The organism is Chryseobacterium sp. C-71 (genome assembly GCF_020911865.1).
Lineage (GTDB): Bacteria > Bacteroidota > Bacteroidia > Flavobacteriales > Weeksellaceae > Chryseobacterium.
Map to the genome: position 1 here is coordinate 395,724 of NZ_CP087131.1, position 26,104 is coordinate 421,827.

The 26,104-nt window shown below is 35.9% G+C and carries 23 protein-coding genes; 9 read left to right on the forward strand and 14 right to left on the reverse strand.

The features are described from left to right. Nucleotides 1-11 precede the first annotated feature (11 nt). The 12 genes from LNP04_RS01665 to LNP04_RS01720 all read right to left on the reverse strand — a co-directional run bounded on the left by LNP04_RS01665 (nt 12) and on the right by LNP04_RS01720 (nt 11,891). Nucleotides 12-941 (reverse strand): HNH endonuclease, encoded by a 930-nt coding sequence (locus LNP04_RS01665; protein ID WP_229984857.1) that lies wholly within the window; start codon nt 939-941, stop codon nt 12-14. Next, a complete protein-coding gene (locus LNP04_RS01670; protein ID WP_229984858.1) occupies nt 941-2,980 on the reverse strand; it encodes an AAA family ATPase in 2,040 nt (679 codons plus the stop codon). Before LNP04_RS01670 ends, LNP04_RS01665 begins: the two co-directional genes overlap by 1 nt. A 54-nt stretch (nt 2,981-3,034) precedes the next feature. Beyond that, on the reverse strand, nt 3,035-4,615 hold the full coding sequence (locus LNP04_RS01675) for an ATP-dependent DNA ligase (protein WP_229984859.1): 1,581 nt from the start codon (nt 4,613-4,615) through the stop codon (nt 3,035-3,037). A gap of 300 nt (nt 4,616-4,915) precedes the next feature. Next, on the reverse strand, nt 4,916-5,950 hold the full coding sequence (locus tag LNP04_RS01680; protein ID WP_229984860.1) for a ligase-associated DNA damage response exonuclease: 1,035 nt from the start codon (nt 5,948-5,950) through the stop codon (nt 4,916-4,918). Nucleotides 5,951-6,162: 212 nt separating this feature from the next. Next, the gene (locus LNP04_RS01685) at nt 6,163-7,239 is read right to left on the reverse strand and encodes an SDR family oxidoreductase (protein WP_229984861.1); all 1,077 of its coding nucleotides are present in this window, start codon (nt 7,237-7,239) and stop codon (nt 6,163-6,165) included. A gap of 105 nt (nt 7,240-7,344) precedes the next feature. Beyond that, complete coding sequence (locus LNP04_RS01690; protein ID WP_229986334.1) at nt 7,345-7,797, reverse strand: Crp/Fnr family transcriptional regulator; 453 nt, start codon at nt 7,795-7,797, stop codon at nt 7,345-7,347. A gap of 149 nt (nt 7,798-7,946) precedes the next feature. After that, nucleotides 7,947-8,417: a PPC domain-containing DNA-binding protein gene (locus LNP04_RS01695; protein WP_229984862.1), complete on the reverse strand. Its 471-nt coding sequence runs from the start codon at nt 8,415-8,417 to the stop codon at nt 7,947-7,949. 9 nt (nt 8,418-8,426) lie between these two features. Next, on the reverse strand, nt 8,427-8,816 hold the full coding sequence (locus tag LNP04_RS01700; protein WP_229984863.1) for a DoxX family protein: 390 nt from the start codon (nt 8,814-8,816) through the stop codon (nt 8,427-8,429). Nucleotides 8,817-8,902: 86 nt separating this feature from the next. Beyond that, complete coding sequence (locus tag LNP04_RS01705; RefSeq protein ID WP_229984864.1) at nt 8,903-9,748, reverse strand: NAD(P)-dependent oxidoreductase; 846 nt, start codon at nt 9,746-9,748, stop codon at nt 8,903-8,905. A 24-nt stretch (nt 9,749-9,772) separates the two neighbouring features. Then, nucleotides 9,773-10,567, reverse strand: a complete 795-nt coding sequence (locus tag LNP04_RS01710; RefSeq protein WP_229984865.1) for an SDR family NAD(P)-dependent oxidoreductase — start codon at nt 10,565-10,567, stop codon at nt 9,773-9,775. 42 nt (nt 10,568-10,609) lie between these two features. After that, nucleotides 10,610-10,900: a DUF3861 domain-containing protein gene (locus tag LNP04_RS01715; RefSeq protein ID WP_229984866.1), complete on the reverse strand. Its 291-nt coding sequence runs from the start codon at nt 10,898-10,900 to the stop codon at nt 10,610-10,612. 7 nt (nt 10,901-10,907) lie between these two features. After that, nucleotides 10,908-11,891 carry an aldo/keto reductase gene (locus LNP04_RS01720; RefSeq protein ID WP_229984867.1) on the reverse strand — a complete coding sequence of 328 codons (984 nt, stop codon included), beginning with the start codon at nt 11,889-11,891 and terminating at the stop codon, nt 10,908-10,910. Nucleotides 11,892-12,018: 127 nt separating this feature from the next. Here LNP04_RS01720 and LNP04_RS01725 point away from each other — a divergent pair, with 127 nt between their 5' ends. Continuing rightward, nucleotides 12,019-12,297 carry an AraC family ligand binding domain-containing protein gene (locus LNP04_RS01725; RefSeq protein WP_229984868.1) on the forward strand — a complete coding sequence of 93 codons (279 nt, stop codon included), beginning with the start codon at nt 12,019-12,021 and terminating at the stop codon, nt 12,295-12,297. A gap of 317 nt (nt 12,298-12,614) precedes the next feature. Next, a complete protein-coding gene (locus tag LNP04_RS01730; RefSeq protein WP_229986335.1) occupies nt 12,615-12,848 on the forward strand; it encodes an AraC family transcriptional regulator in 234 nt (77 codons plus the stop codon). 49 nt (nt 12,849-12,897) lie between these two features. Here LNP04_RS01730 and LNP04_RS01735 read toward each other — a convergent pair whose 3' ends face one another. Continuing rightward, the gene (locus tag LNP04_RS01735; RefSeq protein WP_229984869.1) at nt 12,898-13,959 is read right to left on the reverse strand and encodes an NADH:flavin oxidoreductase; all 1,062 of its coding nucleotides are present in this window, start codon (nt 13,957-13,959) and stop codon (nt 12,898-12,900) included. Between the two features lie 145 nt (nt 13,960-14,104). Here LNP04_RS01735 and LNP04_RS01740 point away from each other — a divergent pair, with 145 nt between their 5' ends. After that, entirely contained in the window at nt 14,105-14,437 is a 333-nt protein-coding gene (locus LNP04_RS01740; protein ID WP_229984870.1) for a helix-turn-helix domain-containing protein, read from the forward strand. A gap of 31 nt (nt 14,438-14,468) precedes the next feature. Continuing rightward, the gene (locus tag LNP04_RS01745) at nt 14,469-15,095 is read left to right on the forward strand and encodes a chloramphenicol acetyltransferase (RefSeq protein ID WP_229984871.1); all 627 of its coding nucleotides are present in this window, start codon (nt 14,469-14,471) and stop codon (nt 15,093-15,095) included. Between the two features lie 36 nt (nt 15,096-15,131). Here LNP04_RS01745 and LNP04_RS01750 read toward each other — a convergent pair whose 3' ends face one another. Further along, entirely contained in the window at nt 15,132-15,881 is a 750-nt protein-coding gene (locus tag LNP04_RS01750; RefSeq protein WP_229984872.1) for an NrtR DNA-binding winged helix domain-containing protein, read from the reverse strand. A 549-nt stretch (nt 15,882-16,430) separates the two neighbouring features. On the opposite strand from LNP04_RS01750, the gene LNP04_RS01755 reads away from it, so the two are divergent. From LNP04_RS01755 to LNP04_RS01775, 5 genes are all read left to right on the forward strand, one after another. Continuing rightward, nucleotides 16,431-18,698, forward strand: coding sequence for a TonB-dependent receptor (locus tag LNP04_RS01755; protein ID WP_229984873.1), 2,268 nt, complete (start codon nt 16,431-16,433; stop codon nt 18,696-18,698). Nucleotides 18,699-18,709: 11 nt separating this feature from the next. Next, nucleotides 18,710-21,001 carry a glycoside hydrolase family 3 N-terminal domain-containing protein gene (locus tag LNP04_RS01760; RefSeq protein WP_229984874.1) on the forward strand — a complete coding sequence of 764 codons (2,292 nt, stop codon included), beginning with the start codon at nt 18,710-18,712 and terminating at the stop codon, nt 20,999-21,001. Between the two features lie 409 nt (nt 21,002-21,410). After that, nucleotides 21,411-22,289: an alpha/beta hydrolase gene (locus LNP04_RS01765; protein ID WP_229984875.1), complete on the forward strand. Its 879-nt coding sequence runs from the start codon at nt 21,411-21,413 to the stop codon at nt 22,287-22,289. 202 nt (nt 22,290-22,491) lie between these two features. Further along, a complete protein-coding gene (locus LNP04_RS01770; protein ID WP_229984876.1) occupies nt 22,492-23,520 on the forward strand; it encodes a nucleoside hydrolase in 1,029 nt (342 codons plus the stop codon). 13 nt (nt 23,521-23,533) lie between these two features. After that, nucleotides 23,534-25,993 (forward strand): glycoside hydrolase family 3 N-terminal domain-containing protein, encoded by a 2,460-nt coding sequence (locus LNP04_RS01775; protein WP_229984877.1) that lies wholly within the window; start codon nt 23,534-23,536, stop codon nt 25,991-25,993. The last annotated feature ends 111 nt before the right edge of the window (nt 25,994-26,104 follow it).

Consider the following 26,104-nt stretch of genomic DNA (forward strand, 5'->3'; position numbering starts at 1 on the left):
TGGTATTTAAATTAATCTAAAAGATTTTTATCAATGCGTAATAGTTTATCAATTATATCTTTTTTGAACTTACTAAATGGCCTTTTATGATAATCATTTTCGTTTATTTCTATTCCAAAAATTGTTCTATAAATTTCATCTTTACTAATCTTCAAATTTTCAAAAGTATTTTCTGTAAGTATTTTTATATAATTTTTTGAATATTTATATCTTAGATTTACTAAATCTCTTAGTTCCTTTTCAGAATGTGAATTATAAATTTCTTTGGTTTTATTGAAGTTGAGAGTTTTGTCTGTTTTAATATTTTTTTTAAAACTTTTAGTTTCAACATTTAATCTATCTAAAGATTTATTATAAAAAAAGTCAAAACTAAATCCCTCATTATTTTCTTTAAAATAAGGATGAATATATTCATTTAATGCATTGTCCCAATCAATTTTTGGATTTCCTTTTATATGATTGCAAGAATGACAACTTGGGATTAAATTATAAAATGATAATGATAATAAAGGAAACTGTGTTTTAGGAAACCAATGGTCAAGCTCTGCTCTAGAGTGATTTTTTGTTATATTAATTGTATAATTTCTATTACAATAGACGCAAGTATCAACTCCTATTAAATCTAAAAACTCTTTTCCATATTTTTTTTGAAAACCACCATAACCCGTCTGCAAAAAGAAATTTTTAATATAGTCTTTCTCTGAATCACTTAGAATAATATTTTCATATACCTTATTAATTTCTAATAATCTTTTTGGTTTTCCTGAAATTAAATCTGTAGCATTATTATGTAGAAAATCCAAAAAATCTTTATTTAAATGTATATTTAAGGATGGTCTACCTCTTTTTATGTAGCCTTTATCTAATATTTCATCAAAAATATTTTGAACTTTTTCTGTATGAAATTCAAATGCTTTTTTATTAAATTTTAAATAAATCATTATAGTTTTTCAATTTTATATCCTAATTCTTCTGCTAACTTTTTTAATTCTTTTTCTTTTTGGTCTTCTTCGAATTCAAGAGGAAAAAGTTCATAGAATTTTTCTTTCAACTTATAATGTATTACAGTTTCATCAATAAGATTAATTATTTTCTTATAATAATCTATTTGTGCAATATTTTCTTGGAAATTTTTATTAGTTTTTATTTTTTCTTCCATTTCAATCAACCACTGAATCGTTTCTTCAACTTTTTGTTTAGCGAAAGCTCCCACCAGTCCATCATTTAAGAAAAAACTATCTTCTAAAAGCTCGGAAATATTACCTGCAAATGTGTTTTTATTCTCATAATCCTTTGGTTGAGATTTTTGGTTTTCATTAACTTCTAGAAATAATACGTTTTGTTTGGGAATATCAGATAAAATAAAAGGTGAATGTGTAATGAAAGTAAAGTTTAAATTTTTTATAAAATCTAATTTTAATTTATTAACATTATCAATTAAATCTTTCACATAATTAATTTGCATTTCCGGGTGATAATAAAGTTCAATCTCATCAAGAATTACATTTAAATTTTCATACTTATATTTTGCATTTTTATTATAATGAACTGAATTTAAATTCAGTAAATGATATAATATAGAATTAAGACTGTAAATTCGTTGTTTCTCTCCTGAACTTAATGCTGAGAAAGAATAATTTCCATCCAAAATGAAATCGCTCACGAATATTGCTGGAGGCAAAAAATAGATAGCTTGACAATTATTTTTATTTTTAAAAAATTCAATTTTGCTTCTTACATTTTGATTTACTTCTTCAAAAAAATCTCTAAAATTATTATCAACAAAAGTTTGTTTTTCGTAATAATTTTTAAACAAAATATTTTGTTTTCGATTTTGTAAATTGTTAAAAAATAAAAAATTTAAAGCCTGCTTTAGTTTCAAAGTAATATGACTATTATCTAAGTTTAGTTGAGTATAGAATTCTTTTGAATTATTAATAGTATATGTAATATTATCCCCTTCAACATAAATATTATAATCTTTGTAAAAATCATATTGCTCAGTAATTTTCACTAATTTTCGTAGAATGTAATTTATAAGGATTTTATTTATTCCATCATATGTTAAATCCAGTTCATTCGAATTAAATTTGAAAAAGAATTTTAGAAGATAATTCTTAAAATATACATCAGGGTCATCATAGTAGCGAGAAGAATCATTATCATCAATATAATAACCAAAATCATTTTCATACTCCTTCAATTCAATTGTAAAATTCAAAATTTTTTTATTGGATCCGATTGATAATAAACTTTCGTTAAGAACTAAATTTGTAATGAATCTTTGCTTCGCCAAATCAGTTTCTGTATTAATATCGAAATTCCCTTCTGTTCTCATTGGATTTAAAACTATGGGAGTTTGATATCCATCATTCTTGTGAAAAATAGACTCTATCCAATCTCCAACTTCTTTTGAATTTAGACCATAAAGAGAATAATTAATTACAATATTATATAAGAATGAGTTTTTATCTAATAATTCTTTTAGATGATTTTTTTCATCATCAATTAGTACGAATTTTAGTTTGTCTTTTTCAAAACATCTAATTTGTGTAGGCTTAGCGGAAAATATTATCTGATAAATTTTTTCTTCTAAAAGAAAATAAAGCTCTAAATTAATATCAGATATTTGTAAAAATTTGTTGCTTTTTTTGATGACACCATTTTCAATCGATAAATTATAAAATGCTATATAAATTAACTCTAATAAACTACTTTTACCACTTCCATTTTTTCCAACTACGGCTGAAATATTGATTTTGTTTCCATAGAAATTTTCAGGAATCGATTCATTGTATTTAATTTCTGTAATCGATTTGTCTGAAATATCTATTTCATTTTCGTAATTGTCAATTTTTGTATCTCCATTAAAAAATTCGTAATCATTATAAAACTTATAAAATCTATTAATCTCTAAGTTTTTAAGAAACGATTTTTTACAGTTTTTTAATGGTCTAATTGCTAAAATTTTAAAACTCATAATTATTAATTTTAACAAAAATATCTAAACAAAAAATAAGAAACTAATAATAAATTACTGTATCAATTTCTTAATCTCTTCAATATCATCAATATCATTTACTGTTTTATCTTTCCGCCATCTTAGAATCCTTGGAAAACGCAATGCCACACCGCTTTTGTGACGGTTGCTGAAGCCAATTCCTTCAAACGCAATTTCGAAAACCAATTCAGCTTTTACGGTACGGACAGGACCGAATTTTTCAATCGCATTTTTATTCACAAACTTGCTGACTTCCATAATTTCCTTGTCGGTCAGTCCAGAATATGCTTTGGCAATGGTGACCAATTTATCGCCACTTTTCACGGCAAAGCTGTAATCAGTGTAGTAGGCACTTCTTCGTCCGCTACCTTTTTGGGCGTAAATCAAAACTGCATCAATCGTCAACGGACTGATTTTCCATTTCCACCAATCCCCTTTTTTTCGTCCTGAATGATAATGCGAATTTTTCTGTTTCAGCATCAAACCTTCGCTGTTGATTTCCCTTGAATTTTCTCTGATTAAATCTAATTTACTCCAATCTTCATAATCAATAGCCTGAGAAATTTTGATGTTTTCGGGAGATTCATTTAATAATAATTCCTGCAACATTGCTCTTCTGGCAGAAATGGGTTTTTCTCTTAAATCCGTTCCTTCCAGTTCCAGAATATCATACGCAAAAACCTCAATCGGAATTTCAGTAAGCATTTTTTTAGTTAAAGTTTTACGATTTAATCGTTTCTGTAATTCATTAAAATTTAAAACGTTACCTTCCTTTACCGCAAGTATTTCTCCATCTATTACAAAGTTGCCTTTCATCGCTTTTACGGTCTCGGCAATTTCGGGAAATTGTTCGGTCACCAATTCTTCCCCGCGCGACCAGATAAAAACTTCTTCATTTCTTCTGATGATTTGTCCACGGATTCCGTCCCACTTATATTCAATCAACCATTCTTCAGGTTTTCCTAAATCTTCCAACTCTTTTTCCAGTGGATAGGCCAAACAAAAAGGGTAGGGTTTTGAATTATCGGGATTGATGTTTTCAGCCGAAATCAATTCTTTGAATGAAACTTCATCAGGTTGCCATTTCCCCATTAAACTGTGCATCAAAGTGCTTGCTTCCTGTCCGGAAAATTTGGTTAAAGAATTAATCAAAGTCTTTGAGGAAACCCCAATTCTGAAACTTCCGCCTAATAATTTATTGAAAATTAATCGTTCGGTATAATCTAAACCAGCCCAGGAATTTAAGACAAATTCTTTTTTCTCGGCTTCAGTTTTGGTTTTCAGTCCGATGATTTCATTCATCCATTCAGACAGTGTTTTCTCGATTTTTTCTGTAGGCGGAGGAAGAATCAATGATATCGTTTCACCCAAATCTCCGACCGAAGAATAGCTTTCTTGAAACAGCCAAAAAGGCAGTTGGATAATTTCCAAAGCCCATTCTTTCATATAGTTGGTGTTCACATTCCGCTTGGGTCTTTTCCCCGTAAACAAGGCGATGAACCACAATTTATCATCATCAGGCGCACGCTCAAGATAATCGATGATGGCATCGATTTTAGCATTGGTTTTATTGGTGCTTTCTAAGGCATTGATGAGTTCTGCGAAATTTTTCATTTCTTCATTTCTTTAATTTGGATATAATTTACATCCATTGAATGTTTTGTATTTTTGGGCAGCTATGACCTTCGTTCGTAAATTTATTTCAATAAAAGTCTACGCCTTTCTTTCATTTATGCCTTCTGTTCCCTCGAAATCCACTCAAGTCGGGCTGCGGGCAATTCGACGTTTAAAACTAATTACTTAATGTCGCTCCTACGGAGCTCAAACTTCTCACATTATTACCTTCTTCTACAAACATTTCGCTCCTACGGAGCTTCCGAAACTTTCAAGGTTTAATGAAAATTAATCGCTTATTCAAGCTTGCTTATCTTTTTTATCTGATACAACTTCCTTTTCAGTCACTTCATCGTCATCATCTCCATACAGCGTTTCCACAACATCAGATTTAATTCCGATTTCATTTAAATATTTAGAAAAAACTTCGGTTTGACCGTGTGTTACGTGAACGATTTCAGCTTCAGTTGCTTTGATTGCCTGTAACAATCCTTTCCAGTCGGCATGGTCACTCATCGGAAAACCAGCGTCCATACTTCGCCATCTTCTCGCACCACGAACCTGCATCCAACCGGAGCAAATTGCTGTCGCAGCATCAGGAATTTTCTTAATTACATTGCTGTCTAACAATGCCGGCGGAACAATGACAATGTCACCTGCAACGTGTTTGATGCTTTCCCTGAAATCTGGAACTTCATAATCTGGAAGCACGATTCCGACTTCTTCAAAGGCTTTATTGAGTTTTCCAATCGAGTAGTGGACGTGTATTTTTCCCATTCCTTCAACGGCTTTCATAATTCGCTGCGCTTTACCCAAAGAATATCCGATAAACACGGAAGTTTTCTGATTTTCCTGATTCCGCAAAACCCAATTCTGAAGTCTTTTATTTAAATCAGGAACTTCAAGCCAATTGTAAATAGGAAGTCCGAAAGTACTTTCTGTAACAAATTCATTACACTTTACCAATTCAAAAGGCGTACTCAAACCGTCATCCTGAACTTTATAATCACCTGAAACCACGCTCACATAACCTTTATATTCCAAACGAATCTGAGCCGAACCAATAATGTGACCAGCCGGATGCAGTGAAAGTTTGACCCCATTAATGTCTAAAACTTCGCCGTATTGCAAAGTCTGACATTCGATATCCGGAGAAATCCTTTGATGTAAGATGGGTTTTGTGAAGTGATGGCAAAGATATTTTTTCATTCCCCAACGGGCGTGATCTGCGTGACCGTGCGTGATAACTGCAAAATCTACAGGTCGCCACGGGTCAATATAAAATTTACCCTGCGGACAGTAAATACCTTTGTTTGTGAATGTGATGAGTTTCAAATGAGTGATGATTAGTGTGTTTCTGAATATTCAAAAACCTAACCAAATTATGTTTTTTCGATACTTATATGCAATTAGCTCTAAATTTAAGTTCGTTTTCAAATTTTCTTATTCAAATTATTTAAAAACTTGAATTGTTTTTATATTTCTTTTGAAACAATTTTATTAATCAAAAAAAAGAGTTGCTTCTAAACAACTCTTCTCACAAATATTTAAGGTATAATTTTTTCTTCCTTCAATTTTTTAAACAAATCAAAGAAAGAATCTTCGGTATTTTGAAATTCTCTGAATCCCGCTTTTCTGCTGTTGGTCATGTCTGTCATCACCTCAAGTGGTCTTCCTAAATCAAGATCGGTATGCCATGCCGATGACAATCTTTCTATATTTTTTTCCTTTAAATTGTATTTCTTGACTATTTTTCTCCAGATTTCCTGATTATTCTGCATTTCTTTTTCGAGAGGTTTGATTTCGTCTTCATAACCAATTGCTTCCACACCAAAATAATCTGCCAATCTGTACCACAACCATTTCCAACGGAAAATGTCTCCGTTTGTGATATTAAATGCTGTATTTTTCGCTTCTTCTGTGGTTGATGCCCAAACTAATTGTTTAGCTAAAATTCTTGCATCCGTCACATCCGAAATTCCGTTCCACTGTGCGGATGATCCAGGCCAGATAAATTTTCTACCGGTCTCTTTGCAAATGCTTGCATAAACTGCTAATGTCGTTCCTAAATTCATTGCATTTCCGACTGCATAGCCAATTACGGTATGGGGTCTGTGAATACTCCAGCTAAAACCATCTCGTTCAGAAGCTGCATAAACCTCATCTTCCTGAGCATAGTAAAAATTGGGAAGTGGGAGTCTCGGCTGTTCTTCTCTTAAAGGAGTTTCGGGAAGTTTTCCTTCTTTTGCGTAGGCTTCGAATGGTCCTAAATAATGCTTCAATCCGGTTACCAAAGCAACGTGCTGCACTGACTTTTTTTCAGACAAAACATTTAACAGATTTCTCACCAAAGCACTGTTGACACGGATATTTTCTTCTTCAGTATCATTTCGCATCCATGTTGTAAAAAAAACATGAGTGGGAGCGATGTTTTCTAAAGCATTTTCTAAACTTTCGATATCCAAAAGATCAGCTTTTACAGAAATTAATCCTTCGATATTGTTGTTTGTATTTCTGGAGATTCCGTAGGTTGTCCAGCCCTGAGAAATAAGTTCGTTTGCCAAATTGCTACCCGTAATTCCGGTTGCGCCGACGACCAATGCGATATTTTTATTGTTTTCCATTTTGTAAAATTTCTTCTACAAAGCTATGAGGATGAGAATCGAAAACACTTGATCTAAGTCATGAGTTTTAGTTGATAGTTGATAGTTGAAGGTAAAAATTTAGATTTAACTTTTTAATAAAAGTTTTTTACGAATTCTGCTGACGGTTTCGGGAGCTAAACCTAAAAATGAAGCAATCAGATTGTGAGGAATTCTTTTGATCATTTCGGGATTTTTCTTAGACAGCTCAAGATATTTTTCTTCGGCTGTATAACTGTTGGAAGCAATCAAACGATAATCTTTTGTCACCAGACTATTCTGATACAGAATTCTGAAATAACGATCCATCACCGGAATTTTGAGCATCAATTTTTCATAACCTTCAAGAGTGATCATGAGTATTTCTGTTTCTTCAACTGCATCGATATTTAAAACTGCTTTTTCCTTATTGATAAAACTTTTAAAATCTGAAATCCACCAGCCTTCGAAAGCAAACATATTGATGTTTTCACCACCTTTTTCATCAACAAAATAAGATTTGAGCAAACCTTTACTTACGAAAGAAAGATGTGTGCAGATATTTCCTTCCTGAAGTAAGAACTGTTTTCTCTTTAATTTTTTAACCGAGAAAAAAGATTGTAATTAGATTTTTTCTTTTTCGGTTAAATGTACTTTGTTTTGAATATGTGAAATGAGTACGTCAAACATCTGGGTAATTTAAAACAAAATTATGCTTTCTCATCAGACTTTTCAAAATCATAGAGAAGAATTCCAATGTCTTCATTTTTAGTTTTAAAAACCGGAACTCCCATCGGATAAAAGAAAAATTCTCCCGCTCCCCGAATTTTTGCATCCTGTAAATGCCCGGCAATGGCAGAGTAATCCTGTCTTCCCAAAGTAATATGCAGGTGGAGGAGCGGTTTATCTTCCGCAACCGAAACGTTTCCTGATATATTGGTAACTTCCATCTGTTCGTCAAACTTTTTGTCGACATAATCTTTCGTAGAAAAGTCGAAAAACCTCAGCGTGGCTTCACTTACCGCGCCAATTCCTGTCACCTGTCCCGATTTGATATTCTGATTTAAAACAAAATCATTCAATGCCTGCACAATACTCGATTGGTCTTTAATGCTCACGATATAATTATTCTCAATTTTTTTGGCAGTCCACAATTCGCCTTCTAGAATTCGTTCTTTCATATTGTTATATTATGGTTGATGTTCTTCTGAACTGTATTTTAGATAAAACCACAAAAGCGCAAACAGATACAGTGAATGGAGTAGCTGCGCTTCAATCGCTGACCAGTTTTCAACAGAGCTGCTTCCCAAAATCAGTATGCTCATCAAGGTAAATGAAGCATAAATGGTTAATTTCGGTTTAAAACCAATCAATAAAGCAATTCCGACTATCGCTTCTAAAAATGGAAGCAGATATCCGAAAGGCGTGATCAATACTTCCGGAATTGCCGATTTCTCCATAGATTTTACCATTCCTTCAGCAAAGGACTGTAGTTTTGGAATTCTTACTAACCCATGGCCTGCCAATGAAATGGCGATCGGAAGTCTCAGGAAGAAGAATAGGGTTTTGAAGTCTTTCATTGTAATATTTTTGGATAGAAGAAGGAAGCCGGAAGATAACTACACCTATTATCCAATTCTTCCATAAACTTTTAACTTGGTTCTTTTTACATTTTACTTAAATACTGAATGATCCCAATCACATCATCTTTCCCGAAACCTTCGTTTTGAGCAGACTTGTAAGTTTCAATTAATGTCTTGGTGAAAGGAAAATCAGCACCTGCGTCTTTCGCCAGCAGAATATCTTTTAACATTAAATCCAAGGAAAATGCAGGTTGGTAATTTTCTTCTATCAACAGAGGCGTTTTCACTTTTGTGGCGCCGCTTCCGCTTGCACTTTCGTTGATGATGTCAAGCATATCTTCTCTTTCGATTCCTAATGTATCCGAAAACAAAATTGTTTCTGCTAAACCTTGATACAAAGCCGAAATGAAATAATTGACCGACAATTTTGCAGCCAGACCTTTTCCATTTTTTCCTAAATGTTTAATCTGCTTTCCAAGTTTTTCCAAATAAGGCCTAGCTCTTTCCAAATCTTTTTCGTCTCCACCGACCATGATAATTAAAGTTCCTTCAGCAGCAGGTTTTGTACTCCCCGCAACCGGAGCGTCAAGGAATGAGGCCTCTTTTATTTTCACTGCATCTGCAATCTTCCCACTTGTTTCAGGCGAAATTGTGCTCATGTCGATGAACAGCTTATCTGAGATATTCAGTTCTAAAATTTGCTTATAAACCTCATTTGCCGCTTGATCATTGGTCAACATCGTGAAAATGACATCACTGTTTTTCACCAATTCTTTGACATCGACCGCAACTTTTGACTGAGCCTTAAAATCTTCAGCTTTCTCTGCACTTCTGTTGTAAACGAATAATGGGAATCCTGCTTTCTCCAAATTTTTTGCCATCGGATGTCCCATATTTCCTAAACCGATGAAACCTATTTTCTCACTCATATTTTTGATTTAATTTAATGAAGACTAAAATGCAGAATCAATAACACCACCGTCAACTCTCAACGCCGCACCCGTTGTTGCCGAAGAAAGCGGACTTGCGGTGTACACCACGAGATTAGCAACTTCTTCCGCTTCTACAAATTTTCCTACAATAGAAGAAGGTCTTTTTTCTTTGACAAAAGCATTTCCTGCTTCTTCAAGGCTGACGCCTCGTTCATCAGCTATTTTCTGCATGTTTTTAATGTTTGCTGCTGACCAGGTCGGGCCTGGTAAAATCGCATTAACGGTTACATTTGTTCCTTTCAAATGTTTTGCCAACCCTCGGCTCAATGCAAGATAAGCAGTTTTTGTGACTCCATACAAAATCATATCGTCCGGAATATTCACCGCCGATTCGCTGGAAAGAAAGATTATTCTTCCCCAGTTTTTCTTTTTCATGATCGGAGCATAATGACGAGACAGTCTTACACCGCTCATCACATTTACTTCGAAATCATGAAACCAAGTATCATCTTCTGTCGTTTCGAACGGCTGATCTCCGTAGATTCCGACGTTGTTTATTAAAATATCAACCTCTGGAAGCTGTTTTATCAGTGCATTCACTTCCTCAATTTTAGAAAAATCAGCAACAATACCTTTTACCTCAGCATTGGGTAGTTCGCTTTTAAGTTGAGCGATCGCTTTGTCTACCTTTTCCTGTTGTCGTCCGTTGATATAAACTTCTGTTCCTTCTTTCAGCAAACCTTTGGCAATGGCAAAACCGATTCCTTCTGTGGAACCGGTAACCAAAGCTGTTTTATTTTTTAACTGTAAATCCATTTTTAGTTTTATTTTTTTAAATTTAGAATTGAACATTTAAAATTACGTGCTTTTCAGTTTCTTCATAAATTCCTGAATTGCCGGGCGTAAATCCTCAAATAGCGTATGATTTTTATTCGTAATCAAAACTTCTGTAAATAATTTTAAACCTAAGCTAAACTCTAGCGACGTCTTTTCATCTTCAAAGAGATTTTTAGTTTTAATTAAATCAAAAATTTTAAAAAGATCATCATGGTTTTCAAATTCAAAAGAGATGTTCTTACTTGCTTCCGAACTGTCTTTTAATGATAATTCTTTAAGATCAATCTGGTATCTGTTATTTCTTTTTTCCATTTTTTATTTAAAAAGCATTAACTAGATCATCAATTCCTTTCAATTCTTCTTTGCTTAAATGAATATCAATTGCTTTTGCATTTTGTACGGCTTGTTCTGCGTTTCTTGCTCCTGCCAATGCAATCGTGATTCCCGGTCTTTCAATCGTCCATCTTAAAACCAATTGACCTAAAGAGGCGTTGTGCAGTTCTGCAATCGGTTTAATTTTATCTAAAAGCTGATTCGTTTTCTCTATAAAATCTGGCTGAAAATGAGCGTGACCCGCTCTGTGATCACCCTCTTTAAATTTATAATCGGAAGTAATTTTCCCTGTCAACAAACCTCTTTCAAGCGGACTGTATGCCAAAATAGATTTGTTGTTTTCGATGCAGTAAGGAACAGTTTCTTCTTCAATCCCACGGTTAACCATGCTGAACGGAATCTGATTGGAAACTAATTGTAAAGTCTTTTCAGCCTCTGCCATTTGAGCCGCATCATAATTACATACTCCAGCAAAACGAACTTTCCCTTGCTCAATCAACTTTGAAACTGCTTCAAAGGTTTCATCAATCGGCGTAGTAGAATCTGGCCAGTGAATTTGGTATAAATCAATATAATCTGTCCCCAGCCTTTTCAAGCTTTGCTCGCACTCATGAATAATACTTTCTTTTCCTGCATATTTGTAAATGTCAATATCCTGTCCATTGTTATTTTTACTTTTCATTGCAAGATTTCCTTTAGCTAAATCCCAACGCATCCCAAATTTTGTCAAGATCTGAACTTTATCTCTGGGAAATCCTTTGATGGCCTCGCCGACTATTTCTTCGCTAGCACCTTGTCCGTAGATAGGAGCGGTATCTATGGAAGTTACACCAACATCATACGAAGCTTTGATGGCATCAATCGCCTCGTTTCTATCTGTACTTCCCCACATCCAGCCACCGGCAGCCCAAGCTCCAAAAGTGATTGCTGAAACTTCTAAATCGCTAGTTCCTAATTTTCTGTATTGCATAATTTTATTGTTAAAATGTATAATGTATTATCGTATTCAAAATGTTCAATTTCGTCTTAGGTAATATTCCATTCGACAACTGAAAATTTACTTTCTCTCGGCTTTAAATACTAAAAATATTTTCCGCATGAAAAAAAAGCAGTTTGAACCCCTGGAAATTGATACTTTCGAAGCAACTAAATATCCTTTTCCCAGGCACAGTCATACTTACTACGAATTGATCTATATTTCAAAAGGTTCCGGAAGTCATCATACTAATCAGATTGTCATTCCATATAAAGCCGGAGATCTGTATCTCATTTCTCCTGATGATGAGCATTTCTTTGACATCAAAAAATCGACCAGCTTTTTCTTCATTAAATTTAACGATGCTTATTTTAAAGGAAATAAACCGATCATCTGGTGATTGCATCACCAACAGAGATTATGCAGAATCATTTGCTGAAAGAAGAAAAACTGATTTTTGATGAACCCTGCAAAACGATTCTAAGAAAGACGGTAGAAAATATTTTCTAATACGGCAATTTTCATAAGATTTCATATTCACCTATCGTATTTTTTCAGGTACTCTTGATTTTCGGATTTATTCGTGAGGCTTCACTTAAACTGAATATACGAATTGATAACGGCTTAACATAAAAAGATGATTTAATCTCCTACATTCATCAAAATATTTATACTCCGGATAAAATAAGAGTCAATACTATTTCTAAACATTTTAATATTTCAAAAACCTATTTCAGTGCTTATTTTAAAAGAAATTTCGACGTTTCTTACCGAAATTACATTACAGATTACAAACTTAAGTTGATTGAAAAAAGAATTCAGTCCGGACAAATGACGATGAAGCAGATTGCTTTTGAATTTGGTTTTACAGATGAAAGTCATTTGACCAACTATTTTAAAAATTTAAAGAAGATAAATCCTTCTGATTTTAAATTACAAAATCACGTATAAAAAAAGCAGTTTCGAAATGAAACTGCCTTATCTAACTTTTAAAATCAAATTAATACAAGACGCCAAGGCTCTCTGCAGAGAAATCTGAAATTTCTTCTGTTCTTCCTTCTTTTATTTTTTGTACCCACTGATGATCGGTCAATAATGCACGCCCTACAGCTACAAGATCAAAATCCTGACGCTCAAATCTGCGCAACAATTCTGAAAGATCAGCTTTTTCGCTTCCTTCACCGGCAAATGCACTCATGAAATCACCTTTTAAACCTACAGACCCTACAGTTATCGTTGGCTGACCTGTAATTTTCTTTGCCCAACCAGCAAAATTTAAATCAGAACCTTCAAATTCCGGTTCCCAAAAACGACGCTGAGAACAGTGAAAAATATCAATTCCGGCATCTTTCAACGGTAAAAGCCAGTCTTCCATTTCTGACGGTGTTGCTGCCAATCTGCTTTTGTAATCCTGCTGCTTCCATTGAGAAAGTCGGATGATAATCGTGAAATCTTCACCTACTGCAGCTCTGATTGCTTTGATGACATCAACTGCAAAACGGCTTCTTTCTTTGATGTTTTTCCCACCGTATTCGTCTGTTCTTGTATTCGTAACTTCCCAAAAAAACTGATCGATCAAATAGCCGTGAGCTCCATGAATTTCAACACAATCAAAGCCTAAATCTTTGGCAGATTTTGCAGATGCTGCAAACTGTGCGATGGTATCTTTGATATCTTCTAAAGTCATAGTGGAAGCCTTTTCCATCGGGATTTCCGGATAGGTTTCAGAACTTCTGGTATCACCTACGTGCCAGATTTGTGGTCCCATTTTTCCACCATTTTGGTGAACGGCATCAATTACGTTTTTCCAGCCTTGCAAAGCTTCCGTTCCGTAGAAATCGGGAATGTTTTGAATGTTTTTTGAGGCAGGACGATTGATTACTGTACCTTCTGATAAAATCAAGCCTACGTTTGCTGCAGCTCTTCTTGCATAGTAATCTTCAATTGCCTTCGTAGGAACTCCATTATCAGAGTGGGCTCTTGTCATGGGTGCCATTACTAATCTGTTTTTAAGGTTCAGATTTTTATAATTGAATGGAGCAAATAATGCGTCTATATTCATCTTTTTAAATTAATTTAAATTTTTAAATTCCTTATTGTTACACAAAGTAACTAATAATAGTTTATTTTTGTACCATGTAGTTAAAAAAAACTAGTAACTTAGTGGTAACTAATAACTAATTTAACACATCATGAGACAGGAAAAAATGAAACAGTGCAACTGTCCGCTCGGAAAGGCCATGTCAGCTTTGGGCAGCAAATGGAAACCCATTATTGTGTTGGTCATTAAAGACCGCACTTTGAGATTTGGAGAAATCGCAGCACGGATTTCGGTAATTTCACGAAAAGTTCTTACCGATCAATTGAGAGAAATGGAAGAAGACAAATTGATTATCAGAGAAGAATTCAAAGAATTACCGCCAAGAGTAGAGTATCACCTTACTAAAAAAGGGTTGGCATTACTGCCTATTTTAAATTTGCTTGAAGAATGGGAAAATGAGTTTGATTTCACTGACAAAAAATCGGATGCTACTGTTTAATTAAAATAAAAAGACTGACTGTTATAAAAAAATGAAAATAATAGATATAGAAAGCTGGAACAGAAAGGAACATTTTGAATTTTTCTCAAAAATGCAAAGTCCGTTTTTCGGATTCACTACCGAAGTTGACTGTACAAAAGCTTATGATGATGCAAAAGAACAAGGACATTCTTTTTATGCTGTTTATCTACACAAATCAATGATTGCCATCAACATGGTGGATGAATTGAAACTTAGAATCGTTGACGGAAAAGTAGTTTTATATGATGAAGTGCACGTAGGAGGTACTATCGGAAGAGCTGACGGAACTTTTGGATTTTCCTTCTTTGAGTATTCTGAAGATTTTGAAATTTTTAACACCCGATTACAAGATCAGGTAAAAACAGTGCAAAACTCTTCTGGCTTAGGAATCAGCAATGATGTCTTACCGATAAATCATATCAGGCATACAACCATTCCGTGGAAATCGTTTTCTGCTATGCTTCATCCGACTAATTTTGATCCGAAAGAATGTATTCCGAAAATTACGTTTGGAAAATTCAACATCCGTGACGGTAAAAAATATCTTCCCGTTTCAATCGAAGCGCATCATGGTTTGGCAGATGGAATTCATTTAGCGAAATACTTTGAAGAATTTGAAAGACAACTAAGTTTATAACAATAAAAAATCCTGAGTAAATCAGGATTTTCTTTTTTACCAGTTATTCAAACCGTTTTCTAAAGCTTTTTTATAATTTTCTTCATCAAAAGAGTACAGGTCAGGAGACTTGTGAGCTCCACCACGGCGTTGCTCATCTAATTTTCTGAGAATTCCCAAATTTTTAATCTTTCTGTAGAAATTCCCTCTGTTGAGCTCTTTTCCTAAAATTGTTTCATACAATTTCTGTAATTCTGAAAGGGTGAATTTCTCCGTTAAAAGATTATAACCGATTGGTTTATAGGAAATTCTTTCTCTTAAAGCGAGTAATGCTTTATCAATGATTTCGCGGTGATCCATCGCCAATTCAATCTCATTAAGCTGGCTTAGATATACCCATTCACACTTATCACTGAATTCGTCAATGATGAGATTCGCATTGTCAGGATTATATAAAGCGTAATATCCAATAGAAACGAAACGTTGCTTGTGCCACAGAGAATCATCAAAATCTTCGAAATAAAATTCACTTCTTTTATTTTTTCCAAAAACTGCAAATTCTTCAAGATAAACATCTGATATTCCTGCTCTTTCTCTTAAAACGCGTTTTGCTGCATCATCTAAATCTTCATTTTTTTTCACGTAACCACCAGGTAGAAGCCATTGTTTACGGTAAGTCATTTGAAGAAGCAGTACTTTCAGTTCACTTTTATCAAAACCAAAAACGACCGGGTCGGCCGACAGATGGGGAAGGTAAAGGTCTTTAGCTTCTTCAGATTTCCTTAAAAATTGTTGTTGTGAATCCATATAATGTGTTTGTGAATCTCTAATATGACAAATTTAACATTAAAATATTAAGAATTTTTGAAATATGGTAGATAGAATAAGAATTTGGGGATTTTTTAACTTGATTTTTATCATAGTTTCTATATGAACCAATGATAATTTAAACATTAATGAATTTTAATTTATTAATAATCAATACTTTAAATTAAATATTAATTTTTATTAATATTTTCTTTGGTAATTCGGGTAAACAATGTATAATTGTATTGTTTCATTATGAAGCAATGAAAAAAAAGCACATCTGTTATTAATTATTTATTTCAAGGTATTCTTATTTGAATATCTATTTCTCAACAATAAATGAATTTCCTTTTCATCTAAAGTTGAAATACAATTTGGAATTAGATTGAAGTTTTACATGAACTATGTTTTTTTAAAAATTAAAAAGTAGCAGGTTACTAAAAATTCCAAACAGTTTTAATGAATGTAGAAATCACCCAAAATTGGGTGCAGGAAATGTTGTGCCTTGGAAAAAGGATAAAAAAGAAAAGACAAACTATATAATAAAACATGAGAAAATCTACACTTAAAATTTCAGCTCTTGGACTGATGCTTTCCTTCGCCACAGCTTTTGCACAGGAAAAGACAAACAGTCTTGCAGTGAAAAGCGCTATCAATGCTGCTGCAAAAACAGAGGAAGGCGTAAAAACCGTGACCACCTCTTCAAAAGAAGACAACAACAGAAACGTAATGCTGAACGCAGCCAATAACACAAGTCCAAGAGACGTGAATATCGGTTTGCCCTCAACTGTGGGTGGAATTACCATTCTTGAAAACGACTTGCCCGCAGTATACTTCTTCTGGCCGGAACTTCCCAACAAAACGTGGAGGCAAAGTGTAGGCTTAGAAAAAACAGGACTGCTAAAGATGGATCAATTGGCAAATACAATGGGTGACCTTGGTTTTGCAGTTAACTCTTATTCTCAAATCGGAACAAAGGATTTAAAAGTAAAAGGAAAATTTACAACAAGCACTTTCGGCTGGCTGCAGGGTGATGCCAATGTTTCGGGTCCTATATCTAAAAACGGCTGGACGTACACAGTTGGTGCCTTCGCCAATTTTGACCCGAGCACCTATAAATTGGGTTTTGCCAGAAATGCCGATGAAACAAAGATTTTCAGAGCCGGAATAACCAAATATTTTAATGACGATAAGGGTAAAATCTCAGTTTTATACAAATATGCTGATTCGTACAGTCTTACCAATTATGCGGTTTTTGAATACGGACCGGAAGGTAAGGTAACCGAGCTGGATAACTTCAAAATCGGTAGAGATTCTTACATAGTGCGTGAGGGAAATATGAAGTTTAAAGACGTTCTTTCCGGACAGACCTATTTTGCAAATCTTGCAGGGAATGATAACAGGTCTAGCTCTCATAACATTGACGTTGTCGGAAATTATCTGCTGAATAACGGCTGGAATTTCAAATTCTCAACACGAGCCCACTTCTCAAAAGTAAAAATGGCCAACAGCATTCCTTTAAGTATTTTCAATGCTACCCCGGGAGCTGGTTACACACTGGCTTCAAACGGACAGGCGTATTCAGGCCCAGTCGGAACGCAATTGGCAATGTACACGCCGGAAACACCGATTACGAGTGTTGCAGGACGTTTTTCACTGAACAAACAGGTGGGAAATCATAACCTTACCGTAGGTGTTTTGGAGCAATATTATCACATTGATAAATTCACCTCAAACCGTTCTTTCTTCTACCAAACGGTTGGCGCGCAGCCTCAAAGATTAATCGGTCCCAATACAGATGCAGACGGTTTCTACAACTACAATACCGGCGCAGAATACCACAGCGGAACAGAAAATAAACTGTCTGTTTATGGAACAGATGAATGGAAAGTTTCTGATAATTTCAACTTGAGCTACGGTTTGCATCTGAAAAATCACATTCTGGACGGAGAATATTCTTTAACACCAAGAACGGTTGGTTTCAGCTTTACAGATCCAAGTCAATTCAATCAGATTAATCAGAGCTTTTTCCAGATTGGAGGTAGCTTGAACGCAACATACAACATTACCAAAAATTTTGGCGTGATCGCAAACGCTTTATACACCGAAGAAAACAGAAGACTGGAAAGTTATTCACAGGCTTTTGAACCCAATACCAATAAAATTAAAAGTCCGCTTGGTGCAATCGGAGTGTTCTGGAATACAGACTGGATTCAGCTGATTTCTCAGGCGACTTATCTGAAGAAAAATAACAACCTGAACCGATACAATCTTGTAAATCCAGCCAACAGTTCTCAGGCGCAGGTTGCAACGGTTTATTACGATATTCAGACATTGGGATGGACAACGGATTTTGTTTTAAAGCCATTCAAAGGATTTAACTTGCATTATTTGGTGACGTTCCAGAATCCGGTTTACAAGAAATTTAATTTTGATGCATTCGGAACTTCATATAACTACAGCGACAACAATGTGTTGGGTGTTGCTAAAACTTTAATGGAAATCGACCCGAGTTACACGATTGACAAGTGGAGATTCTGGGCAAGTTTCAGATATTTTTCAAAACAATATGCAAACCTTACCAACGCTTTATATTTCGCTCCAAGATGGGAAACTTTCGGTGGGGTAAGTTATACGGTGAACAAAAATATCAACCTTGGCGCAACGGTTATCAACTTCCTGAACCAAAGAGGGGCGAGCGGAACCATAAACGGTGCTGAACTGATTACCGATGCAAGTCCATACTACGGAAAATTATTGACGGGAACTTACATTATGCCACTAACAGGTCAGTTTTCTGTAAGCTTTAATTTCTAAAATTTAAAACAATGAAAAAATCAGTATTCAATATCGCCGCTTTATTTTTGGGTGTGACTGCATTTTCTCAAAATATCCAAACCGTGACCAATTCCAAAGGTCCTGTTTTAGGATATTCTGCAGATTCAGGCGTCAAGATTTTGACGGTGGGCGGAAATAAATTCAAAGATTTAAACAAAAACGGAAAACTCGACAAATACGAAGACTGGAGACTTCCGGTTGACGAAAGAGCCAAAGATTTAGCTTCAAAAATGTCCGTCGAGCAGATTGCAGGATTAATGTTGTACAGTGGTCACCAATCGGTTCCGGCTCCTGCAGAAGGTTTCAGAGCAGGAAAATACAACGGAATGTTTTACAAAGAAAGCGGTGCAAAAGCTTTTGATTTAACAGACCAGCAAAAGAAATTTTTAAAAGAAGATAATCTTCGTCACGTTTTGGTAACAACGGTAGAATCTCCGGAAATTGCTGCAAAATGGAGCAATAATATTCAGGCTTACATCGAAGGTTTGGGATTAGGAATTCCTGCCAACAACAGTACAGACCCTAGACATTCGGCAACGGTAACAGCAGAATTTAATGAAGGAGCAGGCGGACAAATTTCTCTTTGGCCGGACGGTTTGGCAATGGGTGCAACTTTCGACCCGGAATTGGTGAAGAAATTCGGAAATATCGCCGCTCAGGAATACAGAGCATTGGGAATTTCAACCGCTTTATCGCCTCAGATTGATTTAGGAACAGAACCTCGCTGGTATAGAATCGCTTACGTTTTCAGTGAAAGTCCGGAATTGACGGCAGATTTAGGAAGAGGTTACATCGACGGTTTCCAGACAACCATCGGAAGTAAAAACGGTTGGGGAAATAAAAGTGTAAATGCAATGGTGAAACACTGGCCGGGAGGCGGACCTGAGGAAGGTGGTCGTGACGGTCACTGGGCAATGGGAAAATTTGCGGTTTATCCGGGAAATAATTTCCAGAATCACGTAAAACCGTTTACTGAAGGTGCTTTCAAACTCAATGGCGGAACCAAAGAAGCTTCTGCGGTAATGCCTTATTATACGATTAGTTTCAATCAGGATACGAAAAACGGAGAAAACGTTGGAAACGGCTACAGCAAATATTTAATCACCGATTTACTCCGTGGAAAATACAAATACGACGGCGTAGTCTGTACCGATTGGTTAATCACCGCAGACGAACCAAAATCTCCGGGAGGATTTGCCGGAAAACCTTGGGGAGCAGAAAAATTGTCAATCGCTCAACGTCATTACAAAGTGTTAGAAGCCGGCGTTGACCAGTTCGGAGGAAACAACGATAAAGCTCCTGTTTTGGAAGCCTATCAAATGGGCGTGAAAGAACACGGTGAAAAGGCATACCGTGCAAAATTTGAGCAGTCAGCGGTTCGTTTATTGAGAAATTTCTTCAGAACCGGATTGTTTGAAAACCCTTACGTTAACGTTGAAGAAACCAAGAAAATCGTTGGTAATCCTGAATTTATGAAAGCAGGTTACGAAGCTCAGGTAAAATCCATCGTACTATTGAAAAACAAAGCCAATATTCTTCCGATTAAAGAAAGAAAAACGGTTTACATTCCGAAAAGATATTCTCCTGCAACCTTCAACTGGTGGGGAGTTTACACCGGACCATCTTTGGAATATCCTGTCGATATCGAAAAAGTGAAGAAACATTTTAACGTAACCAATGACCCTGCAAAAGCTGATTTCGCTTTGGTTTTTGTGAAAAGTCCGCACAGTGAAGAAGGTGGTTACAGCGACATCGACGCGAAAGAAGGTGGAAACGGCTATGTACCGATTTCTCTTCAGTATCAGACGTACACGGCAACCGAAGCTCGTGAAAAAAGTATTGCAGCGGGAGACCCAGTTGTAGCATCGAATGTTCACGACAGAACGTTCAAGAACAAAACTTCTACAGCGACTAATTTCACAGATTTGCTAGCGATAGAAAATGCTTACAAAGCAATGAACGGAAAGCCGGTCATCGTTTCTATCACAGCTTCCAAGCCAATGATTTTTAATGAGTTTGAAAATCACGCAGATGCAATTCTGATGAATTTCAATGTATCCAATCAGGCAGTTGTGGATATTGTGACCGGAAAATACGAACCTTCAGGTTTGCTTCCTTTACAGATGCCTGCGAATATGGCGACGGTTGAAAAGCAGAAAGAAGATGTTCCTTATGATATGGAAACACACAAAGATTCCGAAGGTCACAACTACGATTTCGGATATGGAATGAACTGGTCAGGTGTGATTAAAGACGTCAGAACTCATAAATATCATAAGTAATAGTTCATCAAAAAATTAGTTAATTGATGTCTTGAGACCGGGCATTAGGTTCGGTCTCATTTCTTTTAACCGTATTTATTTGGGCAGCTTTATCCGCCTTCCACTCCCAATCTTTTTTGCAGACGATTTCTGTTTAAATAGAACTTGAATACAAAGCAAAAAAGGATTTCCGTTCAAGTCGGGCTGCGCTTCGCAAAGTTGAAGTTTTGTCTTTTAACAAATAGTTTGTCATTCCGTAGGAATCTAAACAGTCGAGATTCCTACGGAATGACAAACTAACTTGAAAATCTTAGCTGAGGGAAATCGAAGATTCGACGAAGTCAAACGCCTTTGCTAACGGAAAATTTGCAGAACAACATTAAAAAAACTTAGCGCTCTTTGCGTTTAAAAAAATTAAAATCAAATCAAAATGAAAAAATTAATCATAGCAAGTTTATTTCTTGTAGGTTTAACAACCATCAACGCTCAAAAATCAATTCCATTATACAAAGGAAAAGCGCCGGGAACAGAAAACTGGACGCAGAAAGAAGCGCAGCAATTTAATGAATTGTTCAAAACCGAAGTGGTTTTTAATGTTGCGCAACCTTCAATGTTATTATTCGAAGCCGATAAGGCGAAAGCCAACGGAACAGTTATCGTTGTCGCTCCGGGTGGTGGTTTTCAAAGTTTATCTATCAACAGAGAAGGAATTGATGTTGCCAAAAAACTAGCAGAAAACGGAATCACGGCAATCGTTTTAAAATACCGATTATTGGAAACAAAATCCAACGACCCTGCAAAAGAAATGATGGAAGGCATCAAAGACCGAAAAGCATTTGACGCAAAAACAGCTCCAATCAAAGTAATGGCTGGTGACGACATCAAAACGGCCATTTCCTACATCAGAACCCACGCAAAAGAACTGAATATCAATCCTGAAAAATTGGGTGTTATCGGTTTTTCAGCGGGTGCAAGTGTGATTTTGGAAAGCGTTCTTCACAGCAAAGATGCTTCAACGTTACCCAACTTCGCAGCTTCCATTTACGGCGGACCAAGTCAGGAGATTTTAGATACACAGATTCCTTCAACACCTTTACCATTGTTCATTTGTGCTGCAAGTGATGATCAATTAAAACTGGCTCCAAAATCAGTTTTATTATACAGCAAATGGCTTGAAGCAGGACAGCCAACCGAACTTCACATCTACGAAAAAGGTGGTCACGGTTTCGGAATGGGGAAACAGAATCTTCCTGTTGATAAATGGTCGGATGTGTATTTGGATTGGCTGAAATTCCACAAATTTTTATAGCATTTGATTAAATCATAAAGATTGTACTGACTTTAGTCTCACGTAGGTTGAGCAAATTTTGCAGATAATAAATTAAGAAATCTACTTTATCTGAATAATCTGCGAGAGATTCTATAGAGTCCCAAAGGGACGATTTACTAAAGGATAGGATAAAATCCTATCAGAAAATAATCAATAACTCTTTTGTGGTTAACCTACAACAATGAAATCAATTTTTAATATAGTTTCTTTTTTTGCGGCAATGGCTGTCTCCGCACAGTCTACTGCCGTGATTTCAGAAATTGATAAATACGTGAAACCCCGTTATCGCATCATCGTCGACAATGATTTCGGTGGCGACCCCGACGGACTTTTTCAGCTCGTTCATCAGATTCTTTCGCCTTCTGCGGAAATCAAGGGAATTATTGGTTCTCATTTAAAACCGAATGACCCTTTTGATAAGTCGAATATCACTGCAGAAAATGCGGTAAAAAGAGTCAACGAAACTTTGGAAGTGATGAATTTGAAAAACAAATTTTCAGTTTTCCAGGGTTCAAATGACCAATTGAAAGATTTGAAAACTCCTAATGTTTCCGAAGGTGCGAAAGCCATTGTTGCAGAAGCAATGAAAGCGGATGAAAAAAATCCTTTGTTCGTGGTTTGTGGCGCAGGTTTAACGGAAGTTGCAAGTGCCTATTTAATGGAACCAAAAATCGCAGACAAAATTATCGTCGTTTGGATTGGCGGTCCGGAATATCTCGATTTGGCAACGCCACCTCCGGGTTACACGCCTTTAGATTACAATCTCGGAATCGACATCAAAGCAGCACAGGTTGTTTTCAATGAATCCAACTTAAATATCTGGCAAATTCCGAGAAACGCTTACCGACAGACTTTGATGTCTTATGCAGAACTCGTAACCAAAGTAAAACCTGAAGGAAAAACCGGAGCTTATTTAACCAAAAAGATTGAAGACCTGATGGAAATGGTTCAGAAATTCAATCTGAAAATCGGGGAGACTTACATTATGGGAGATTCGCCTTTGGTTTTGCTGACAGCTTTACAGTCTTCATTTGAAGCCGACCCGTCATCGAGTTCTTACGTCATCAAAAATGCGCCGAAAATCAATGATAGTGGACTGTACGAATACAATTCAAAAGAAAGGAACATCAGAGTTTACACACAATTGGACACTCGACTGATGTTCGAAGATTTCTATTCAAAATTAAAATTATTCAATAACAAAAAGTAAAAAATATAGAATTATGCAGAAGAATATATCAACGCTGATAGGACTTTCTCAGAAAGCAAAATATTCAGGATTATTTCTGGCTTTATTGGCTGCATCACCATTTGCGAATGCTCAGACTAAAAATGCAACGGTAACGGTTGATGGAAAAACATTTAAAGATTCCAATAAAAACGGAAAATTAGATGTTTGGGAAGACACAAGACTTTCTGTTGACAAAAGAATCGACGCCATCATTAAGCAAATGACCAACGAAGAAAAAGTAAACCTTCTCATCGGAACCGGAATGCCCGGAATTGAGGTTCTGACAGGTCCTGTGGGAGATTCAAAACAAGGTTTGGTTCCCGGAGCAGCTGGTGGAACGGATTCTTTTGACAGATTCGGAATTCCTGCAACGATTGCTGCTGATGGACCTGCAGGTTTGAGAATTCAGCCGACAAGAGATAATGATTCAAAAACATATTATGCAACGGCTTTTCCTGTTGGGACAGCTTTGGCTTCAACTTGGAATAAACCATTGTTGGAGGAGGTTGGAAAAGCAATGGGAAATGAAGTGAAAGAATACGGTGTTGACGTACTTTTAGCGCCGGCTCTGAACATCCAGAGAAATCCATTGAACGGAAGAAACTTCGAATATTATTCGGAAGACCCATTAATTTCAGGGAAAACTGCGGCAGCCATCGTTAATGGAATCCAGTCTCAAGGTGTAGGAACTTCTATCAAACATTTCGCTGCGAATAACGAAGAAACCAATCGTTTAACCATCAACGCTCACGTTTCTGAAAGAGCAATGAGAGAATTGTATTTGAGGAATTTCGAAATTACTGTTAAAGAATCTCAGCCTTGGACGGTAATGTCTTCTTATAATAAAGTGAATGGCGTTTATACATCAGATTCAAAAGATTTACTGACTCAGGTTTTGAGAAACGAATGGGGTTTCAAAGGTATCGTAATGACCGATTGGTTTGGAGGTTTTCCAGGATTTGAATCGATTAGAAGCGGAGGAATTTCTGACGTTGTAAAACAGATGAATGCAGGAAACGACTTGTTGATGCCCGGAATTCCTGCACAGAAAAAAGTCTTGCTGGAAGCTTTAAACTCGGGGAAATTATCTCCGGAAGTTGCGAATCTGAATGTAAAAAGAATCTTGGAATATGTTTTCAAAACACCGACTTTCGCACAGTACAAATACAGTGACAAGCCGAATCTAGCTGAACACGCAGAAGTGACGAGAAACGCTGCAGCAGAGGGAATGGTTTTGCTTAAAAATGAACAAAACGCTTTGCCTTTTGCTAACAAACAGAAAGAAGTTTCGTTATTCGGAGTGACTTCTTACGCTTGGATTACCGGCGGAACGGGAAGCGGAAGTGTGAACAACAAACATACGGTTTCTTTATTGGAAGGTTTAAATGCAGCTGGTTACAAATTAGACAAAGAGCTGGTTGATTTATATAAACCTCACGCTGAAAAAGAAGTCGCAGCCGAAAAAGAAAGAAGAAAAGAAAGAGGAATTTTAGCATTGCCAGAAAGACTTCCTGAAATGAAAATGGATGATATATTTATCGCTAAAAAAGCAGAAACTTCTGAAATAGCTTTCGTGACTTTGGGAAGAAACTCAGGAGAAAGTGGTGATAGAGTAGTGAATGAAGATTTCAACTTAGCAACGGAAGAAATCGAAATGCTGGATAAAATCTCAAAAGCGTTCCACGCAAAAGGAAAGAAGGTGGTTGTGATTTTAAACATCGGTGGCGTCATCGAAACGGCTTCTTGGAAAGATAAAGTGGATGGAATTCTTTTAGCTTGGCAATCAGGTCAGGAGGGTGGACATTCTGTTGCAGATGTAATTTCTGGAAAAGTAAATCCTTCAGGAAAACTGACGATGACTTTCCCTGTGAATTACGCAGACCACGCTTCGGCTAAGAATTTCCCGGGAATTCCTGCCGACAATCCGAAAGATGTGACGTATCAGGAGGGTGTTTATGTTGGATACCGTTATTTCAATACGTTTGGGGTGAAACCTTCTTATGAATTCGGTTATGGAAAGTCTTATACGGATTTTGCTTATTCAAATATTAAAACTAATTCAACAACTTTCAACAACAAATTAGAAGTTACAGTTGATGTAAAAAATACAGGAAAGGTTGCAGGAAAAGAAGTGGTGGAATTATACGTTTCAGCTCCTGGAAAAACGATTGACAAACCAAAATCTGAATTGAAAGCGTATGCTAAAACCAAAGATTTGAAACCGGGAGAATCTCAAACGATTACTTTGACTCTTAATCCGAAAGATTTGGCTTCATTTGAAACTGCAAAATCAGCTTGGATTGCTGAAGCGGGAAATTATAAAGTGTCTGTCGGAACTTCTTCTTTAGACCTTAAACAAACGGCAGAGTTCTCTGTTCCTAAAGAATTGGTGGTTGAAAAAGTTCAGCATATTTTGCCTGCGGATGAGAAGTTTGAGGATTTGAAGCCATAATTCAAAAAATGTAAATAAGTATTCTAACACTGCGTCAATCCGAGTGATTTTTGAAATGAAGTGGAAAAAATTGTATCGAGAATGGGTCACGAAACAAAAAATTCTCGATAC

What these genes read in the sequence shown, in the direction of transcription:
- LNP04_RS01665 (WP_229984857.1), bottom strand. Translation starts at nt 941, where the DNA reads ATGATTTATTTAAAATTTAATAAAAAAGCATTTGAATTTCATACAGAA.
- LNP04_RS01760 (WP_229984874.1), top strand. Translation starts at nt 18,710, where the DNA reads ATGAAAAAATCAGTATTCAATATCGCCGCTTTATTTTTGGGTGTGACT.
- LNP04_RS01775 (WP_229984877.1), top strand. Translation starts at nt 23,534, where the DNA reads ATGCAGAAGAATATATCAACGCTGATAGGACTTTCTCAGAAAGCAAAA.
- LNP04_RS01770 (WP_229984876.1), top strand. Translation starts at nt 22,492, where the DNA reads ATGAAATCAATTTTTAATATAGTTTCTTTTTTTGCGGCAATGGCTGTC.
- LNP04_RS01705 (WP_229984864.1), bottom strand. Translation starts at nt 9,748, where the DNA reads ATGAGTGAGAAAATAGGTTTCATCGGTTTAGGAAATATGGGACATCCG.
- LNP04_RS01710 (WP_229984865.1), bottom strand. Translation starts at nt 10,567, where the DNA reads ATGGATTTACAGTTAAAAAATAAAACAGCTTTGGTTACCGGTTCCACA.
- LNP04_RS01700 (WP_229984863.1), bottom strand. Translation starts at nt 8,816, where the DNA reads ATGAAAGACTTCAAAACCCTATTCTTCTTCCTGAGACTTCCGATCGCC.
- LNP04_RS01735 (WP_229984869.1), bottom strand. Translation starts at nt 13,959, where the DNA reads ATGAATATAGACGCATTATTTGCTCCATTCAATTATAAAAATCTGAAC.
- LNP04_RS01720 (WP_229984867.1), bottom strand. Translation starts at nt 11,891, where the DNA reads ATGCAATACAGAAAATTAGGAACTAGCGATTTAGAAGTTTCAGCAATC.
- LNP04_RS01685 (WP_229984861.1), bottom strand. Translation starts at nt 7,239, where the DNA reads ATGGAAAACAATAAAAATATCGCATTGGTCGTCGGCGCAACCGGAATT.
- LNP04_RS01765 (WP_229984875.1), top strand. Translation starts at nt 21,411, where the DNA reads ATGAAAAAATTAATCATAGCAAGTTTATTTCTTGTAGGTTTAACAACC.
- LNP04_RS01745 (WP_229984871.1), top strand. Translation starts at nt 14,469, where the DNA reads ATGAAAATAATAGATATAGAAAGCTGGAACAGAAAGGAACATTTTGAA.
- LNP04_RS01725 (WP_229984868.1), top strand. Translation starts at nt 12,019, where the DNA reads ATGAAAAAAAAGCAGTTTGAACCCCTGGAAATTGATACTTTCGAAGCA.
- LNP04_RS01755 (WP_229984873.1), top strand. Translation starts at nt 16,431, where the DNA reads ATGAGAAAATCTACACTTAAAATTTCAGCTCTTGGACTGATGCTTTCC.
- LNP04_RS01740 (WP_229984870.1), top strand. Translation starts at nt 14,105, where the DNA reads ATGAAACAGTGCAACTGTCCGCTCGGAAAGGCCATGTCAGCTTTGGGC.
- LNP04_RS01675 (WP_229984859.1), bottom strand. Translation starts at nt 4,615, where the DNA reads ATGAAAAATTTCGCAGAACTCATCAATGCCTTAGAAAGCACCAATAAA.
- LNP04_RS01715 (WP_229984866.1), bottom strand. Translation starts at nt 10,900, where the DNA reads ATGGAAAAAAGAAATAACAGATACCAGATTGATCTTAAAGAATTATCA.
- LNP04_RS01750 (WP_229984872.1), bottom strand. Translation starts at nt 15,881, where the DNA reads ATGGATTCACAACAACAATTTTTAAGGAAATCTGAAGAAGCTAAAGAC.
- LNP04_RS01695 (WP_229984862.1), bottom strand. Translation starts at nt 8,417, where the DNA reads ATGAAAGAACGAATTCTAGAAGGCGAATTGTGGACTGCCAAAAAAATT.
- LNP04_RS01670 (WP_229984858.1), bottom strand. Translation starts at nt 2,980, where the DNA reads ATGAGTTTTAAAATTTTAGCAATTAGACCATTAAAAAACTGTAAAAAA.